The following is a 14,302-nucleotide window of genomic DNA, read 5'->3' on the forward strand; positions in this document are numbered from 1 at the left end:
GGTGGGCAAAGCGAAGCGTGCCCACCATTGGTTCTTGAGTTCGAGATCGTGGGCACGGCGCTATGCGCCTTTACCCACCCTACGGCAGCTCGACTTCAAAACTTCTCCACCCAGGGCCGCAGCTCGAGCTCCCAGCTCCAGGCGCTGCGCGGCTGCTGCAACACGTTCCAGTAGCTCTCGGCGATGGCATCGGGATCCAGCATCGAATCCGGCTTGTCCGCTGCTTCCGTGCGTGTCGCACTGCGGATGCCGCCGTCGATCACGAAATGCGCGACATGGATGCCTTGCGGCGATAATTCGCGCGCCATGCTTTGTGCGAGGCCGCGCAGCGCGAACTTGCCCATCGCGAACGGCGCCGATTGCGCATAACCCTTGACGCTGGCCGAGGCTCCGGTGAACAGGATCGCGCCGTGCTGGTTCGGCACCATGCGCTTGGCGGCCTGCTGCGCCACCAGGAAGCCGCCATAGGCGCTGACCGCGATGGCATTCGCGACATCGGCCGGGACCAGGTCGACGAACGGCCCGCGCGAACGGCCAGAGGCGTTGTAAACGACGAGGTCGGGCGTGCCGATCTCGCGCTCGACCAGGCCAAACAGGCGCTCGACCTCCTCAGGCTCGGTGGCGTTGCAGGCATAGGCCTTCGCGCCGGTCTCGTTGCAGAGTGCGCCCAGCTTCTCGATCTGGCGCGCGGCCAGCGCGACGCGGATGCCTTGCTTTGACAGCAGCCGTGCCAGCGAGGCGCTCAGGCCTTCGCCGGCGCCGACGATGAGCGCGACCTTGTATTTCGGATGTTCCATGATGTGATCTCTCGGGGACGGGACGCCGTTGATCTAGGCATCCGCCGTGCGGACAGCCAGCCGGCCCCATCGGCCTGCCGATCACAATTCCGCAGAGCGAATTGCTCCTTCACGGCAATCATGCCTCCCTGACAATTTGCAGCTTTATCGCCTCTCGCGACGGGAGCATGATCGACATCATCTCAAGCGGCAAGCGATAAGAATTGCCGCCGGGCGGAAACGAAGAGGACGATCATGCACAAGCCGGTCACAGCGCAGCCGAAAAGTGCCGCGGCCGCACCTTCCGGCCTGCTGGCGCCCGACACCTCTGGCATGAATTTCTACCGTGCCGATCCGGCGCTGACGGACCTCCTGCGCATCCATCTGCCGGATAATCTGTTTCGCCACATCGAGCCGCATCTCGACCGCCTCGGCGAGCTCGCCGGCGGCCGTCTCGATGAATGCGCGCGGCTGGCCGATCGGCACACGCCGATATTACATCAGCGCGACAAGTTCGGCCGCGACGTGCAGTGGATCGAATATCACCCGGCCTATCGCGAGCTGGAGAACGCCGCCTTCGGCGAATTCGGCATCCACGCGCTGTCGAACGCCAAGGGCATCATGGGCTGGCCCGACAAATACCCCGTCGTTGCCAAGCATGCTTTCACGTTTCTGTTCAACCAGACCGAATTCGGCATGGGCTGCCCGATCAATGTGACCGATGGCTGCGCCAAATTGCTGTCGAATTTCGGCAGTGAGGCGCTGAAGGCAAAGTATCTCGATGGCCTGACTTCGACCGACATGAGCAAGCTGACGCAAGGCGGCCAATTCATGACGGAGAAGGAAGGCGGCTCCGACGTCGGCATGCTCACCACGCGCGCGGTGCAGGAGGGCGATCACTGGCGCCTCCACGGCGAGAAATGGTTCTGCTCGAATGCGGACGCCAAGGTCGTGATGCTGCTGGCGCGCCCGGAGGGCGCCGGCCCGGGCACGCGCGGCGTCGGCCTGTTCCTGATGCCGCGCTTGCTCGATGACGGGTCGCAGAACCACTACCGGATCGTGCGTCTGAAGGACAAGCTCGGCACCCGCTCGATGGCCTCGGGCGAGATCAAGCTCGAAGGCGCGATCGCCTATGCGGTCGGCAAGCTCGACCGCGGCTTCGTGCAGATGGCCGAGATGGTGAACTCGTCGCGGCTCTCCAATGGCGTCAAGTCGACCGCGCTGATGCGCCGCGCCTATCATGATGCGATGACGGTGGCGACGAACCGCGTCGTGTTCGGCAGCCGCATCATCGATCTGCCGCTCGGCCGTCGCCAGATGCTGAAGATCATGCTGCCGGTCGAGCAGGCGCTGTCGATGAGCTTTCTCACCGCAGACGCGCTCGACCGCGCCGAAGCCGGCAGCCAGGACGCGGCGGCGCTGCTGCGCATCCTGACGCCAACCTTGAAATTCCGCGCCACGCGCGATGCGCGAAAAGCCTGCGGCGATGCGCTCGAGATGCGCGGCGGCATCGGCTATATCGAGGAATTCGCTACGCCCCGCCTGCTGCGCGATGCGCATCTCGGCTCGGTCTGGGAAGGCACCGGCAACATCGTGGCGATCGATGCGCTGCGGCGTGCCGTTGGCCGCCACGGCGCGGAATCCGCGCTATCAGCCGATCTGCATGCGCGGCTCGATGACAGTGCCTCCGTGCCGCAGGCCTGGCGCGACAATCTGCGCGGCTTCGTCGATCGTGCGGTCCGCTTCGCGCGCGAGGTCGCCGGCAAGTCCGAGAACGAGGCCGAGGCGCGGCGCGCCACCAGCCTGCTCTATCATGTCGCCAGCGCAGTGGCGCTCGCCTGGGAGGCGCATCGCATCCACGACAGGCGCGGCGATGCGCGCCGGCTGCTGCTGTCGCGGCTGGTGATCGACCACCGGGTGACGCCGGGCGATCCGTTCCGGCTGACGGAAAATGCCACGCAGGCAAAGATCGCAGCGCTGCTGCTCGGCGATAGCTCAGCCGGAATGAGCGAGGTTGGCGAACTCGTTCTGGCAGCGTAGGCTGCGCGTCACGATCAAGCAAAAAACGCGATAGGGAGTGCTCGATGAAGGCCGCCGTCCTCTACGAAGTCAACAAGCCGCTCGTCATCGAGGATGTCAGCCTGCCGAAGCCCGGCCCGCGCGAGGTGCTGATCCGCACTGCTGTCGCTGGCCTCTGCCATTCCGACCTTCACTTCATGGAAGGCCTCTACCCGCATCCGCTGCCCGCGGTGCTCGGCCATGAGTCCGCCGGAATCGTCGAGCAGGTCGGCTCCGATGTGACCTATGTGAAGCCGGGCGACCACGTCGTCACCTGCCTCTCCGTGTTCTGCGGCACCTGCGACAATTGCACCACCGGCCGCACCGTGCTCTGCACCGACACCACGGTGAAGATGCTGCCGGGCGTCTCAGATCGGATGCAGTGGTCGAAACCCGAGAAGCTGCACCAGTTCCTCAATCTCTCGTCCTTCGCCGAGCAGATGCTCGTGCACGAGAATGCCATCGTCAAAATCCGCAAAGACATGCCGCTCGAGCTCGCTGCGCTGATCGGCTGCGGCGTCATCACCGGCTACGGCGCGGTGGTGAATACGGCGAAGGTCACGGCCGGAGAGACGGTCGCGGTCATCGGCTGCGGCGGCGTCGGCATGGCCGCGATCAACGGCGCGCAGATCGCCGGCGCCGGCCGCATCATCGCCATCGACACCAATCCGGCCAAGCTGCAGCTGGCGACCAAGCTGGGCGCGACCGACATCATCAACCCCGCCGACGGCGACGTGGTGAAGCAGGTGCGCGACCTCACCAATGGCGGCGTGCATCATTCCTTCGAGGTGCTCGGCCGCAAGGAGACCGCCGAGCAGGCGTTCGCCATGCTGGCCTCGGGCGGCACCGCCACCATCGTCGGCATGATCCCGTTCGGCCAGAAGATCGAGCTGCACGGTTTCGACTTCCTGAGGGAGCGGAAGATCCAGGGCTCGTCGATGGGCTCCAACCATTTCCGCGTCGACATGCCGCGCCTGGTCGATTTCTACCTGCGCGGCCGGCTGCACCTGGAGGACTGGATCTCGGCCAAGCTGAAGCTCAGCGAGATCAACGAGGGCTTCGCCAACATGAAGGCCGGCAAGACGCTGCGCAGCGTGATCGTGTTTGATAGCTAGGCGCTGGTGCTCGTCCGTGCCGCCCCAACACAGGTGTCATCGCCCGGCTTGACCGGGCGATCCAGTACGCTGCGGCGATGATTGTGTGACCCAATTTCCGCCTCGGCGTACTGGATGCCCCGGTCAAGCCGGGGCATGACAGTGGAGAGGAGGCGGGCAGTGCCCTCCTCATCGCGACACGTGTGCCGACACCGCCAGCCACGTCCCGTTCTTCTTGGCCCAGCAATCGGTATATCGCCCGGTCGCCTGCTGGCCGTCCGCGGTGGTGTAGCTCGTCGCCGCATGGATGATGGCGAAGTCGCCCATGATGCGGATGATGACGTCGAACGCGTGCAGATTGCGGATCGCGATCGGCCGCGCCGTTTGCTCGAGGAAGGCGGCGCGGTCGACCAGCGTCTTGTCGGGATTGGAGCAGTAAAACTCCGGCGCCAGAATCTCGTCGAAGCGCTTGACGTCGCAGTTCTGCACGGAAGCGACGTAGTCGCGGTTGAGCGCGGTGAGCTGTTCGAGGTCCTGGCTCATGGTGCTTCCTCCCTCCTTGTCATTCCGGGGCGCGAACCCGGAATCTCGATGTTATTTTACTCCGTCATTGCGACTAGTCCGTAGCCCGGATGGAGCACAGCGCAAGCCGGGATCTTTGCCGCGGAAAGGCCGCCCCGGATTACGCTTCGCTCCATTCGGGCTACAGGCCTTTTGCGCAATGGCGAAGCCATCAATCGTCAAACATCTTCGGCGGCACGAACCCGCCGAACTCGCGCTCGATCAGCTCGGCGAGCTTCAGCGGCGTTCGATCTTCCAGCCACGGGCCGACGATCTGAACGCCGACCGGAAGTCCATCCGGCGCAAAACCCGTCGGGATCGCGGTCGAGGGCAGGCCGGGGAGCGTGGCGATGCCGGGCCAGGCGAGCTGGTCGGTATAGACGTGTTCCTTGTCGTCGATCTTGATTCGGCGCTGCTCCTGGTTCTCCGAGTGATCGTGGGGATAGGCCGGTGTCGGCATGATCGGGCAGATCACGGCATCGAACGTCTTGAACAGCTCGTGCCATTGCGCGCGCAGCCGTGTCCGGCCGCCGCGCGCTATCAGCCAGTCACGATGGCTGAGCGCGATGCCGCGCAGCCGTTCGGCCTGCAGGCTGTTGTTGCTGGCCGGCAGTGTGGATGCCGCCGCAACTGCGCCCGCATAGAATTCGGGCGTGAAGCTGGCGGCGAGGAACGACAGCAGCATCCGCATATAGAGCCGCGAGGACGCCGCGAAATCCGGCAGCAGCGGACTGTTGCGCTCGATCCTGACACCGGCCTTGGCAAGATTGTCGGCGAGCGTATTGATACTCCCGCGCACGACGGCGTCGGTCGGCAGCACCGGATCGGTATCGACCACGAGCACGCGGAAATCTTTCAGCGAGCTGTGGCGCGGCGCAGGCAGCTCGAGCCTGTAGGCCTTGCCGTTGTCGAGCGGGTCGGGCCCGGCCATGACGTCGAGCAACAAGGATAGATCGCCGGCGCTGCGCGCCATCGGGCCGACCACGGCAAGATCACGCTCATAGGCGAGGGGCGGAGCCGGCGGCGGCGTATGGCCGCGCGAGGGCAACAGATCGAAGGTCGGCTTGTGCGCGCAGACGCCGCAGTGAAAAGCGGGCACGCGCAGCGAGCCGCCGATATCCGAGCCGAGTGAAAGCGGGCCGTAACCCGCCGCCAGCGCCGCAGACGAGCCGCCGGACGAGCCACCCGGCGTGCGGCCGAGATCGTAGGGATTGTTGGTGGTGCCGTAGATGTCGTTGTAGCTCTGCCAGTCCGCGAGGGCGAGCGGCACGTTGGTCTTGCCGAGAACGATGGTGCCGGCCTCCTTCACGCGCGTCACCGGCAGCGAGTCTTCCCTGGCAATGAAGTCCTTGTGGGCGGGATTGCCCCAGGTCGTGGGCAGGCCGGCGATGTTGTAGGATTCCTTCACGGTCATCGGCAGGCCGAGCAGCGGCTTGCGCTCGCCGCGCGCCAGCGCCGCGTCAGCTGCGCGTGCCGCGTCGAGGGCGCGACCGAAATCCCGCACGCAGATCGCGTTGATCTTGCCGTCATGACGCTCGATGCGGTCGATCGCATCCTGCGTGAGTTCGACGGCGGAGACCTTTTTTGCTGCCAATGCGGCCGACAGCTCGACCGCGCTCTTGAAACTCCATTCCGATTTCGCCACGACATGCTCCTGCGCTTCAACTGATGGATGATGCGCAGTTTTAGCCGATGCCGCAACCGACGTTTGATCGCGGTTGATCTGCCCTGACGATATCCCGGGCGCTATCCTGGCAGCATTCGCTGCATCACGCGGTCGCGATAGATGAAGATGTGCGCAAGCGCGGCGGCGACGTGAACGACGATGGTGACGAGCAGCGCCCATTCCATCGCCTGGTGAAAGCCGTCAATGGTACGCCCTGCGGCGGCGTTGTCGGACGCCAGCATCGGCAGCGGCACGAGATAGAAGAACGACACCGACCAGCCCCGGAAGGAGGCAAACAGCCAGCCCGAGATTGTCGTCGCCAGCACCAGCGCGTAGAGCAGCCAGTGCACGACCTCGGAGCTCAGGCGCTGCCAGGCGGGAAGAGAACTTTCGGGCGCGACCGGATGAGCGAGCCGCCAGACCAGGCGGAGAGCCGTCAGCACGAGGATCGCGATCCCGATCGAGACGTGAAACGTCATTCCGGCACCTGGGCTCATGCCGCGATGGATGTCCGGCATCAGCCAGCCGATCGGGTATTGCACGGCGAGCAGCGCGACGATGCACCAATGGAAGACCTTGGCAGGTGTGCCGTATTGCAAGTGGCGCATCATGGAGGACCTGGAGTTGCTGCTGCGCCGATCAGGGCTGGAAGCCTCGTGTCGCAGCGTGGATGAGCGGATTGACCGGCCCGCTGCTCATGCGTGGGCACGGCTTCGACCGATGCCAGCAGCATCGATGCGCCGGCCAGGCTCGCGCGCGCGACAGTGCATGAACGACGTCGCATCATCATCGCCGCCTAGGCCGCCCCGATCAATATTCCCACGGCGAGCACAATCGCGCCGCCGAGCACGATCTGGAATACGGCCTGGAGGAACGGCGTGTCCATGTAGCGCGAGCGGATGAAGGCGATCGCCCACAATTCGAAGAACACGACGACGCCCGCGATTCCGGTGGCGATCCAGAACGCGTTGGCCCAGTGGTCGGGCACGAGATAAGGCGCGGTGTGACCGAGCCCGCCGAGCGTGGTCATCGCGCCGCAGGTAAGGCCGCGCAGCCATGGAGATCCGCGCCCCGTGAGCGAGCCGTCGTCGGACAGCGCTTCGGCAAAGCCCATGCTGATGCCGGCACCGATGGAGGCAGCAAGGCCGACCAGGAACGTCTGCCAGTTCTGGTGGGTGGCGAAGGCCGCGGCGAACAACGGCGCCAGTGTCGAGACCGAGCCGTCCATCAGGCCGGCGAGGCCCGGCTGCACATATTGCAGCACGAACATGCGGCGGTTGGTGCGGTCTTCTTCCGCGCGCACGTCGGAGCTCAGGATCTGGTCTGTCAGTTTCGCAGCGGTCTCTTCATGGCCTTTCTCCGCTTCCGCGAGATCGCCGAGCAGGCGGCGCACACCGACATCCTGGGCGTGTTCGGCGGCCTTCACGTAAAAGCGCTCGGCCTGCAATTCCATGGTCTCGACCTCCCTGCGGATGGTGTCGAGCGGCAGGTTCTTGGTGAGCCAAACCGGGCGGCGCTTCAGGAATCCCTTGACGTCCTCGCGGCGGATCGGCGGCAGATGCTGGCCGAAGCGCTGCTCATACATTTCCAGCAGCATGTGGCGGTGGCTGCGCTCCTCCTCGGCCATCTGCTCGAAGAGCTTGGCCGAATCCGGATAGCGCTCCTTGAGATCCTCGGCGAAGGTCATGTAGATGCGGCTATCCTCCTCTTCAGAGGAAATCGCGACCGCCAGCACTTCACGCTCGGTCAAATCGGCAAAATTCTTCACTGACTGCGCCTGATGTAGTTTAGAAGCATTCTAAACTGCTATAGGCTGCAATTCGTTCAGGGTCAATTCACGCGAGCCGCGCGAAGGCTTGCATCCGAACGTCACAACGGTGCGTGGGTGCACGGAACCGGGTCCCGTCGTACAGGTTCGAATCTTTGGATGTGGGTGAAGGGGTGAATGATGGACAAGGTCAAATTTCGTCTGAATGAACCCCGGCTGGCGCCGCGCCGCACCAAGCTCGAAATCCCCGGATGGGCCGGCAAGCGCGAACCACGTGCGAACGGTTCGCGTGAGCAGGTCTGGCACTGCGTGCCCTTTTCCGAGGGCGCACAATACGGCATCGAGCTGTTCTATCCCTATGATTTCGAGCTTCACGTCACGACCAGAGAGGGTCGCTTGATCCTCGAAGCCGATTGGGGCGAGCCGCCCGAAGGCGGCGCGGAATGGCCGCCGTTTCGCAAGTTCGGTGACGCCTTCTACACCTATCAGATCCTGCTCGATCTCAAGGTCGCAAAAGGCATGGCTGTTCGCACCGAGCCGCATCCGCGATTCTATGCCGATCCGACCGACACCGTGCCGATTGCCGTCCCCGCGCTGATCCGCAATTGGTGGCCGATGATGTTCTTTTGCGTCTTCAAGGCGCCGGCCGAGGGGCGAACCCATATCTTCCGACCCCACGAGCCCTTCGCGCAAATCATCGTCATTCCCGAGGAAGCGACCTTCGAGCTCGAGCCCATGGGCGAGGAGGAGGCGGCCGAGCGCGAGCTGCAGGCCCGCCGGATCTACACCAATCGGCCCAAGCTGGCGGCAGGCACCGAGTGGACGTCGTCGTCTGATACGGTATTCGACGGTACCTACCGGCACCTGCACCGCGCGGCCAAGGAGAAGGCTCGTAACGGGTAGGGCGGATGACCATTCCTGGACAGTGCCGCCCCCCTGCGATCTTGCCTATCTTTCCTGGTTTCCCGTCATCAAATGCAAACAGGACCCGCAGGTCCTGTTCATCTCCATCCTGGTATCGGCGACCTCAGTAGTAGTCGCGGCGATAGAAGCTGTGATGATGGTGGTGGTGATGGTGATGATGGTGGTGATAATACCGCCGATATCGCGGGACCACCACGACCGGCGCGTCGTAGTCGTAATAGCGCCGACGATAGAAGCTGTGGTGGTGATGGTGATGATGATGATGGTAGTAGAATTGAGCGAGCTGAACATTTTCGCTCGCTTTTGGCGGAGCCGCTTCATCGATCGCTTGCAGCAAGGCGCTCGCGTTCGCAATCGGCTCGAGCAGGTCCGCGTATGAATTCGCCTGGAGGACGTCCGTAGGCGCGGGCGCAGCCTGGGCGGCTCCTAGCGTTCCGAGCGCGGCCACGGCTCCCAATAGTCCGGCGATCTTCTTGTCCAATGTCGTTCTCCATGGTCGCCGGACCCAGCTCCGGTATGTCGCAACGTCAGATATTGCCGGATGTTCCCTGAACCGCCGATTAACGCCTTGTGGCGGGAGGGCGGCGTCGTTCAGCTTGCGGAGACTGCGGCGGCGCGGCGGAGGAATTGCAGCAGCAACCGGCCGACCTCCGCCGGCTGCTCTTGTTGCATCCAATGACCGGCACCGTCGACGAGATGGCAGCCGAGCAGCTTCGTGCAGCCGCGCCCCTGCATCGCCTCGAACGCACCGGGGCGCTGATAGGTGCCCCAATCCTGCTTGCCCGAGATGAAGCAGGACGGCACGTCGATGCTGCGCCCGGCGAACAGCAGCATCTCGTCGTTGAGCATGCCCGACGTGCCGTAGCGATACCATTGCAGCCCGCCCTGGAATCCGGTGCGGCCATATTCGGCGCTGTAAAAAGCAAGATCGCTGTCCGGCAGCCATGGGTTGGCGGCGATCGCATCGCGCGATGGCATCTCCTTCGCGACCGTCTCGGCCATGGTCTCGCCGAGATCCATCACATAATAGGTCGGCAGTTTTGCAAGCTCGTTCGCCGACCATGATTTCAGCGGATACGGCTTGTTGTCCGCCCAGTCCGCGCTCTTGTGATGATAATAGGCGCGCAGGAAATCATGCAGGCCTTGTGGCGCGTGCAGCATGTCGGCATTGGCCGCCCGTGTCGAATAGTACCATTGATAGTGGATGCGCGGGCGCGGCAGCGCGGCAAGCTCACGATGCACGGGATCTTCGACCGCAGGCTTCGCCGGCGCATCGACGGTGTTGAACGGCAGTGGCGGCGCACCGCCGAAGGGTGCGCTCATCAACGTCACCGAGCGAAACACGTCGGGCCGGATCAGCGCGCACCAGGCCGCGACCGGGCTGCCGAAATCATGCCCGGCGAGATCGACCTGCCTGTAGCCGAACGCCGATACGAGCGAGAGTGCATCGCGCACCAGATTAAGGAGCGAGAACGGCGCGAGATCGCCGTCGTAATCCGCGGTCCATCCGGTGGTGCGGCCATAGCCGCGCTGATCGGGTGCGAGCACGTGATAGCCGGCCGCGGCCAGCGCCGGCATCACCTTGCGCCAGGAGAAGGCGAGCTCGGGAAAGCCGTGCAGCAGCAGGATGCAGGGACGGCCCTTGGTCTCGAAGCCGGCCTCGAGCACATGCACGCGCAGCCCGTTGATGCCGTCGACATAACGCGAGCGGATGCCGGCGGGCAGGGGAATGTCGGGAAGTGATGTCATTGCTTCTCTCCACCCTACGGCATCTCACTCCACCGCTGCACACACGAACGCGTTGCCGTTGCGCCTGATCTTCCCCACCGACGGCGAGGGGAAATGCGCGGTGCAGCACAGCGTGTCGGTGTCGCAATAACGCTCGAGGAAGCTGCGGCGCGTCGTGGCCGCCTTGGCCGGATCGACGTCGAACTTGATCGACAGCTCCGGATAAAGCGTTTGCAAGGGCGAGTGCATGAGATCGCCTGAAAACACTGCATCGTCCTTGCCGCGGCCCATCGTAACAGCGATGTGGCCCGGCGTATGGCCGGGCGTCGGCAGGATACGAACGTGGTCGCCGATCTGGTGATCGTTGCCGACCAGCTCGTGGCGCTTGGCTTCGACCACGGGCAGCACGCTGTCGACGAAGGGCGGGATCGCCGTCTTTGTATTCTGCTCGAACCAGTGATCGTATTCCTGCTTGGCGAAGAGGTAGCGCGCCCTGGGGAAGGTCGGCACCCAGCGGCCGTTCTCCAGCCGCGTGTTCCAGCCGACGTGATCGACATGCAGATGCGTGCACATCACGAAGTCGATGTCGTCGACCGAGACGCCCGCGGCATTGAGCGCGCGCAAATACGTGTCGTCGGTCTTCATGTTCCATTTCGCGCGATTGGGGCGCGGCTTGTCGTTGCCGATGCAGCTGTCGATCAAGATGGTGTGGTGCGGCGTCTTCACCACATAGGACTGGAAGCACAGCAGCAGCACGTCCTGCTCATCCAGTGCTTTGGCCTGCCGCATCCACGCCCGGTTCTCGGCCAGGACCTCAGGCGTCAGTCCCGGCAGCATGTCGAGTGCCGGCACGAATGACGTTTCCTGCTCGATGACGCGATGGATGGTGAGGTCGCCGACGGAAAATTTCAGGCTCATGAGGACTCCCGCGTTTTATGCGGCCGGCGGGACCGAGATCTTCACCGAGGGCCGCTCCAGCATCTTCTGGTGGAAGGCATCGAGCTTCGGATAGGCCTTGCGCCAGCCGCAATCTGCGAAGCGGAAGTCGGCATAGCCGAGCACGCAAACAAGGCCGATCTGCGAGATGTCGAATGGGCCGTTCAGCACCTCGGGCATGTTCTCGAAGCGCGCCATGCCGGTCCAAGCCCGGTTCCAATGGTCGTCCGACCACGCCTGCCATTGCAGGCCCTGCGGCCTCACCATCTTCTCGTAGCGGCACAGCAGCATGGAATCGAGCATGCCGTTGATGAGGGAGTGATTGGTCTTGGTCTTCCAGCGCCGCGGGCCGTAGTCCGGGATCAGGCTGCCGCCGGCCATCTCGTTGAGATATTCGACGATGACGTAGGAATCCAGAATGACGTCGCCATCATTGGTGATCAGCACCGGCAGCTTCTTCAGCGGCGTGATCTTCGAATAGTCCTCGTTGGCCGTGCCCGGCGCGACTGTCGCCGGCATGAATTCGATCTTGTCGATCAGCCCGAGCTCGATCGCGGCGATGCGTACCTTGCGGGCAAAAGGGGAGGCGGCGGAGAAGGAGAGTTTCATTGTCGATGACCTCTATCCAAACACACAGACCTCATCCTGAGGAGCGCGCCCGTTGGCGCGCGTCTCGAAGGATGGGCAACGGGCGGGACTCTCGCGTCACCCGGCGCGAACGCCGGGCGACCGTGCTTGTGGCGCATCCTTCGAGACGCGCGCTTTGCGCGCTCCTCAGGATGACGGGAGCGGCCCTACGCCGCCACGATCGCCTGGCGCTGCTCGCCGAGGCCTTCGATGCCGAGCGTGACGACGTCGCCGACATTGAGGAAGGTCGGCGGCTTCATGCCGAGGCCGACGCCGGGCGGGGTGCCGGTAGTGATGATGTCACCCGGCAGCAGCGTCATGAACTGCGAGACGTAGGAGACGCACTTGGCCATCGAGAAGATCATGGTCTTGGTCGAGCCGGTCTGGCGGCGCTGACCATTGACGTCGAGCCACATCGACAGGTTCTGCACGTCCTTGATCTCGTCCTTGGTGGCGAGCCAGGGGCCGAGCGGGCCGAACGTGTCGTGCGATTTGCCCTTGGTCCACTGACCCAGGCGCTCGATCTGGAAGTTGCGCTCGGAGACGTCGTTGCAGACGCAGTAGCCCGCGACGTAGTTCAGTGCGTCGGCTTCCGAGACGTATTTGGCGCGGGTGCCGATGATGGCGGCGATCTCGACCTCCCAGTCGAGCTTGGTCGAGCCGCGCGGCTTCTCGACGTTGTCGTTCGGGCCCGACAGCGAGGTGTTGGCCTTCATGAAGATGATCGGCTCGGTCGGAATGGCAGCGCCGGTCTCCTTGGCGTGGTCGCTGTAGTTGAGGCCGATCGCGACGAATTTCGAGATGCCGGTGACGGGTGCGCCGAAGCGCGGCTTGCCGGAGACGGCGGGCAGTGAGGCGGGGTCGATGGCAGCGAGCTTCTTCAGGGATTCCGGGGAATAGGCCTCGCCGGTGAGGTCCTTCAGATGGGCCGACAGGTCGCGCAACTGGCCGGATTTGTCGATCAGGCCGGGCTTTTCCGCACCCTTTTCGCCGTAACGAACAAGCTTCATTCTGGTTTCTCCCTTGGGATGGACTGATCGGTTGAACAGCTTCATGGAACAGCACGGCGGGAAATTCAACCGCCGAAAAGGGATGCATTGCAGCCCTTACTTTGTGGGTGGGTTAGTGATCGTACCCCGGGATCGTAGGGTGGGTTAGCCCCGCAGACGCGCAAAGCGCATCTGCTCGGCGTAACCCACCCATTCTGCCTCTGCGGAAACAGAAGAGGCGGGTTACGCCCTCGACTGCGCTTCGCGCAGCTGCAGGCTAACTAACCCACCCTACGAAGACGACGATGCCAGCGCCTCGAACCTGAACGCTTCCCCATCCCGTTTGATGTGCCCGGCGGAGAAATGCCCGCCAATCACCAGCGTCGGGGTATCGGCAAAGCGCGAGAACACCTTGTGCCGGCTCGCGGCCGATTGAGCGGTGTCGGTGTCGACGACCGAGCACCAGTCGAGATGCGCCATCTGGCAGGGGTGATGGGCGACATCGCCGCTGAGCAGCGCCTCTTCGCCGCCGGATTCGATCAGCACGCTCATATGCCCCGGGCTGTGGCCGGGCGTCGGGATAACGCTGATCTCTTCGCAAAGCCGATGATCGCTCGGGATCAGCTCGGCCAGGCCCGCATCGATGATAGGCTTCACGGAATCGTTGAACACCGCGACCTTGTCCGGCTCGGCCGTATAGTCACGCCAATAGTCATATTCGGTCCTGCCGAACAGGTAGCGCGCCTTCGGGAAGGTCGGTACCCATTTGCCATCGACCAGCTTCGTATTCCAGCCGACATGATCGACATGCAGATGCGTGCACAGCACGGTGTCGATGCTGTCGGGCGGAAAGCCCGCTTCCGCCATCATCTCGAGGAACGGCGTGTTGCGGTTATTCCAGACCGGGACGCCGCGGCCCTGCTTGTCGTTGCCAAGGCCGGTGTCGACCACGATGCGGCGCGCCGGCGTCTCCACCACCAGCGAATGGATCGACATTTTCAGCCGGCCTTCCTCGGTGGCGAAATGCGGGATCAGCCAGGGCAGCTTCCGGATTTCGTCATTGGTGGCGGCCGGCAGGATGAAGCGGGTCGAGCCGACCGTCTCCATTTCGACGATCTTGGTAATCTTGACCTGGCCGACCCTCCACCGCATCGGGCGTACCCCCATTTTCTCTG

Annotated in this window: 14 protein-coding genes; 3 read left to right on the forward strand and 11 right to left on the reverse strand. The window is 63.9% G+C overall.

Annotation, left to right across the window (positions count from 1 at the left end; translation table 11 throughout):
- Positions 1–95: 95 nt before the first annotated feature.
- Entirely contained in the window at positions 96–797 is a 702-nt protein-coding gene (locus XH80_RS14530) for an SDR family NAD(P)-dependent oxidoreductase (protein ID WP_271599145.1), read from the reverse strand.
- Positions 798–1,031: 234 nt separating this feature from the next.
- Here XH80_RS14530 and XH80_RS14535 point away from each other — a divergent pair, with 234 nt between their 5' ends.
- Positions 1,032–2,816, forward strand: coding sequence for an acyl-CoA dehydrogenase family protein (locus XH80_RS14535; RefSeq protein ID WP_271599146.1), 1,785 nt, complete (start codon positions 1,032–1,034; stop codon positions 2,814–2,816).
- A gap of 44 nt (positions 2,817–2,860) precedes the next feature.
- Positions 2,861–3,949 (forward strand): Zn-dependent alcohol dehydrogenase, encoded by a 1,089-nt coding sequence (locus XH80_RS14540; protein WP_271599147.1) that lies wholly within the window; start codon positions 2,861–2,863, stop codon positions 3,947–3,949.
- A gap of 168 nt (positions 3,950–4,117) precedes the next feature.
- Here the strand turns inward: XH80_RS14540 and XH80_RS14545 are convergent, their stop codons facing one another.
- From XH80_RS14545 to mbfA, 4 genes are all read right to left on the reverse strand, one after another.
- The gene (locus XH80_RS14545; protein WP_271599148.1) at positions 4,118–4,471 is read right to left on the reverse strand and encodes a nuclear transport factor 2 family protein; all 354 of its coding nucleotides are present in this window, start codon (positions 4,469–4,471) and stop codon (positions 4,118–4,120) included.
- 190 nt (positions 4,472–4,661) lie between these two features.
- Positions 4,662–6,134: an amidase gene (locus XH80_RS14550; protein ID WP_271599149.1), complete on the reverse strand. Its 1,473-nt coding sequence runs from the start codon at positions 6,132–6,134 to the stop codon at positions 4,662–4,664.
- Between the two features lie 101 nt (positions 6,135–6,235).
- Positions 6,236–6,766, reverse strand: coding sequence for a cytochrome b (locus XH80_RS14555; RefSeq protein ID WP_271599150.1), 531 nt, complete (start codon positions 6,764–6,766; stop codon positions 6,236–6,238).
- A 185-nt stretch (positions 6,767–6,951) separates the two neighbouring features.
- Positions 6,952–7,923, reverse strand: a complete 972-nt coding sequence (mbfA, locus tag XH80_RS14560; RefSeq protein WP_057746251.1) for an iron exporter MbfA — start codon at positions 7,921–7,923, stop codon at positions 6,952–6,954.
- 180 nt (positions 7,924–8,103) lie between these two features.
- Between mbfA and XH80_RS14565 the strand changes: the two genes are divergently transcribed.
- Positions 8,104–8,826, forward strand: coding sequence for a hypothetical protein (locus XH80_RS14565; protein WP_271599189.1), 723 nt, complete (start codon positions 8,104–8,106; stop codon positions 8,824–8,826).
- A 124-nt stretch (positions 8,827–8,950) separates the two neighbouring features.
- Here XH80_RS14565 and XH80_RS14570 read toward each other — a convergent pair whose 3' ends face one another.
- The 6 genes from XH80_RS14570 to XH80_RS14595 form a co-directional block, all read right to left on the reverse strand.
- Complete coding sequence (locus XH80_RS14570; RefSeq protein WP_271599151.1) at positions 8,951–9,328, reverse strand: hypothetical protein; 378 nt, start codon at positions 9,326–9,328, stop codon at positions 8,951–8,953.
- Between the two features lie 110 nt (positions 9,329–9,438).
- Entirely contained in the window at positions 9,439–10,596 is a 1,158-nt protein-coding gene (locus tag XH80_RS14575; protein WP_271599152.1) for an alpha/beta hydrolase, read from the reverse strand.
- Between the two features lie 24 nt (positions 10,597–10,620).
- A complete protein-coding gene (locus tag XH80_RS14580; RefSeq protein ID WP_271599153.1) occupies positions 10,621–11,493 on the reverse strand; it encodes an MBL fold metallo-hydrolase in 873 nt (290 codons plus the stop codon).
- A 15-nt stretch (positions 11,494–11,508) separates the two neighbouring features.
- Entirely contained in the window at positions 11,509–12,120 is a 612-nt protein-coding gene (locus XH80_RS14585; RefSeq protein WP_220005511.1) for a glutathione S-transferase family protein, read from the reverse strand.
- Positions 12,121–12,305: 185 nt separating this feature from the next.
- Positions 12,306–13,148: a fumarylacetoacetate hydrolase family protein gene (locus XH80_RS14590; protein ID WP_271599154.1), complete on the reverse strand. Its 843-nt coding sequence runs from the start codon at positions 13,146–13,148 to the stop codon at positions 12,306–12,308.
- 270 nt (positions 13,149–13,418) lie between these two features.
- Positions 13,419–14,279 carry an MBL fold metallo-hydrolase gene (locus XH80_RS14595; RefSeq protein WP_271599155.1) on the reverse strand — a complete coding sequence of 287 codons (861 nt, stop codon included), beginning with the start codon at positions 14,277–14,279 and terminating at the stop codon, positions 13,419–13,421.
- Positions 14,280–14,302 lie beyond the last annotated feature (23 nt).

This window comes from Bradyrhizobium sp. CCBAU 45384 (assembly GCF_028128665.1).
Lineage (GTDB): Bacteria > Pseudomonadota > Alphaproteobacteria > Rhizobiales > Xanthobacteraceae > Bradyrhizobium > Bradyrhizobium manausense.

Coding starts and splice junctions, on each gene's coding strand:
- XH80_RS14530 (WP_271599145.1), bottom strand. CDS start 797: ATGGAACATCCGAAATACAAGGTCGCGCTCATCGTCGGCGCCGGCGAA.
- XH80_RS14535 (WP_271599146.1), top strand. CDS start 1,032: ATGCACAAGCCGGTCACAGCGCAGCCGAAAAGTGCCGCGGCCGCACCT.
- XH80_RS14540 (WP_271599147.1), top strand. CDS start 2,861: ATGAAGGCCGCCGTCCTCTACGAAGTCAACAAGCCGCTCGTCATCGAG.
- XH80_RS14545 (WP_271599148.1), bottom strand. CDS start 4,471: ATGAGCCAGGACCTCGAACAGCTCACCGCGCTCAACCGCGACTACGTC.
- XH80_RS14555 (WP_271599150.1), bottom strand. CDS start 6,766: ATGATGCGCCACTTGCAATACGGCACACCTGCCAAGGTCTTCCATTGG.
- XH80_RS14565 (WP_271599189.1), top strand. CDS start 8,104: ATGGACAAGGTCAAATTTCGTCTGAATGAACCCCGGCTGGCGCCGCGC.
- XH80_RS14575 (WP_271599152.1), bottom strand. CDS start 10,596: ATGACATCACTTCCCGACATTCCCCTGCCCGCCGGCATCCGCTCGCGT.
- XH80_RS14580 (WP_271599153.1), bottom strand. CDS start 11,493: ATGAGCCTGAAATTTTCCGTCGGCGACCTCACCATCCATCGCGTCATC.
- XH80_RS14585 (WP_220005511.1), bottom strand. CDS start 12,120: ATGAAACTCTCCTTCTCCGCCGCCTCCCCTTTTGCCCGCAAGGTACGC.
- XH80_RS14590 (WP_271599154.1), bottom strand. CDS start 13,148: ATGAAGCTTGTTCGTTACGGCGAAAAGGGTGCGGAAAAGCCCGGCCTG.
- XH80_RS14595 (WP_271599155.1), bottom strand. CDS start 14,279: ATGCGGTGGAGGGTCGGCCAGGTCAAGATTACCAAGATCGTCGAAATG.